2 protein-coding genes are annotated in these 2,154 nt (G+C 45.7%); both read right to left on the bottom strand.

All coding sequences use genetic code 11. The features are described from left to right. Positions 1 to 33 precede the first annotated feature (33 nt). Positions 34 to 249, bottom strand: coding sequence for a hypothetical protein (locus ACTIE6_RS21630; RefSeq protein WP_439558612.1), 216 nt, complete (start codon positions 247 to 249; stop codon positions 34 to 36). A 186-nt stretch (positions 250 to 435) separates the two neighbouring features. Next, on the bottom strand, positions 436 to 2,154 hold a 1,719-nt coding region (gene dnaK, locus ACTIE6_RS21635), incomplete at its 5' end, for a molecular chaperone DnaK (protein ID WP_439558613.1).

Here is a 2,154-nt window from a genome sequence, read left to right on the forward strand (position 1 = left end):
CAACCTGACCTTTGAATTTCAGTTCGCTGCTAATCATATGATCTCTTTTTCGATGGATTTTAGTTTTTTCCAGACACTGCGGTTTACCTTTTTGACAGCCCAGTTTTTAGCTATCAATATGGCTTTTGCAACAGCTTCGCGTGGTGAAATGTTGTTAGATCTGAGAAGTTCCTGGGCAATCACTACCGCTTTTTCGCGGGTAGTAGGAGATAAGTACATCAGTTCTGGTAATGCGATCCTTGCGTCCATATGCTAGCTTGAATTTTAGTAAGAGGTTTTGATTTGATGAATTCGTGTATTGTATTTAGTTAAAATTTGGTGCCAGTCAGCTCATTTTGAATACTGTTTCAATTTGAGTTTTACGCACCCCAATTTTCACTTTTGGGTGTAAAAAAAATCCCCATCTTTTCAGACGGGGATTTAAAGGAGCGAGTATTATTTGACCTCTTCAAAATTGACGTCCGTCACATCGTCAGTGGCATTGCCGTTGTCAGTTGCTCCCGGGTTACCAGGATTTGCTCCTGGCTGTGGTCCGCCTGGCTGGCCTTCGCCGCCTTGTGCGTACATTTCCTGGGAAGCAGCCTGCCATGCCGCATTCAGTTTTTCCATTGCGGTGTCAATACCTGAAAGATCCTGGTTCTGGTGTGCTGATTTCAGCTCGGCCAATGCGCCTTCAATGCTTGATTTATTTCCTTCTGAAAGCTTGTCGCCAAATTCTTTCAATTGTTTCTCAGTTGAGAAGATCAGGCTGTCAGCTGCGTTTACTTTTTCGATTCGCTCGCGTTCCGCTTTATCAGCTGCTTCGTTGGCTTTCGCTTCCTCACGCATTCTGTTGATCTCAGCGTCAGTCAAACCACTAGAAGCTTCAATGCGGATCTTTTGCTCTTTTCCGGGTCCTTTATCTTTCGCCGAAACGTGCAGGATACCGTTTGCATCCACATCAAATGTTACTTCGATTTGTGGAGTACCGCGCTGTGCTGGCGGAATATCCGACAAGTGGAAACGACCAAGTGTCCGGTTCTGATTCGCCATCGGGCGCTCACCTTGCAATACGTGGATCTCAACAGAAGGCTGGTTGTCAGCAGCAGTCGAGAATGTTTCCGTTTTCTTGCTTGGGATTGTTGTGTTTGCGTCAATCAATTTGGTGAAAACACCGCCCAAGGTTTCGATACCCAGTGACAATGGAATCACGTCAAGAAGCAATACATCTTTTACTTCACCTGTCAAAACACCACCCTGGATCGCTGCACCAACTGCAACTGCTTCGTCAGGGTTAACGTTTTTAGAAGGTTTTTTGCCAAAGAACTTCTCAACTTCTTCCTGTACACGTGGGATACGTGTAGAACCTCCCACCAGGATTACCTCATTAATGTCGCTGTTTGAATAGCCCGCGTTTTTCATCGCTCTCTTGCAAGGCTCCATCATTCTCTGGAACAATGTGTCTGCCAGCTGCTCAAATTTCGAGCGTGTCAAGGTGCGAACCAAGTGTTTTGGAATACCGTCAACAGGGAAGATATAAGGCAGGTTGATTTCAGTCTGAGTACCGCTTGACAATTCCACTTTCGCCTTTTCAGCAGCTTCTTTCAAACGTTGAAGCGCCATTGGATCTCTTCTCAAATCGACGTTTTCGTCTTTCTGGAATTCGTCGGCAAGCCAGTTGATAATTACCTGGTCAAAGTCGTCACCACCCAGGTGGGTATCACCGTCAGTAGATTTTACTTCGAAAACACCGTCGCCCAGTTCAAGGATAGATACGTCGAAAGTACCACCGCCCAAGTCGAACACCGCGATTTTCATATCCTGATGTTGCTTGTCCAGACCGTAAGCCAGGGCTGCCGCAGTAGGTTCGTTAATGATCCTTTTTACATCCAAACCTGCAATCTGACCAGCTTCTTTCGTAGCCTGACGTTCTGCGTCATTGAAGTATGCAGGTACAGTGATTACTGCCTCAGTTACTTCCTGACCAAGATAGTCTTCCGCAGTTTGTCTCATTTTTTGCAAAATGAATGCAGAAACTTCCTGTGGGGTATATAGCCTGTCTCCGATAGGGATACGCGGCGTGTTGTTAGGACCTTTTTCGACGCTGTACGCAACGGTCTTCATTTCACCTGTTGTGTCATCGTATTTTTTGCCCATAAATCTTTTTATGGAGCT

The sequence above is a fragment of the Dyadobacter sp. genome (assembly GCF_051859145.1).
Classification (GTDB): Bacteria; Bacteroidota; Bacteroidia; order Cytophagales; family Spirosomataceae; genus Dyadobacter.